Origin of the sequence: Stenotrophomonas testudinis (genome assembly GCF_024499815.1) — a bacterium.
Classification (GTDB): Bacteria; Pseudomonadota; Gammaproteobacteria; order Xanthomonadales; family Xanthomonadaceae; genus Stenotrophomonas.
In genome coordinates this window covers 1-232 of record NZ_JAMOKY010000084.1, presented here as the reverse complement: position 1 = coordinate 232, position 232 = coordinate 1, and the positions used below count along the sequence as shown (strand labels likewise).

Here is a 232-nt window from a genome sequence, read left to right as displayed (position 1 = left end):
GCGGAGCGGACGGGACTCGAACCCGCGACCTCCGGCGTGACAGGCCAGCATTCTAACCAGCTGAACTACCGCTCCACGTTTGCTGCAAACCTTTCTGTCTCCCCCGGCCGAAGCCGGTTGAAACAAGGCGCCCGGTTGCCCGGAAGCCTTTGAAACTGGCGGAGCGGACGGGACTCGAACCCGCGACCTCCGGCGTGACAGGCCAGCATTCTAACCAGCTGAACTACCGCTC

1 tRNA gene is annotated in these 232 nt (G+C 63.8%); it reads right to left on the bottom strand.

Going from position 1 to position 232, the window contains the following annotated elements:
- Position 1: 1 nt before the first annotated feature.
- Positions 2-75: transfer RNA gene (locus NQ204_RS19580), tRNA-Asp, on the bottom strand.
- Between the last annotated feature and the right edge of the window lie 157 nt (positions 76-232).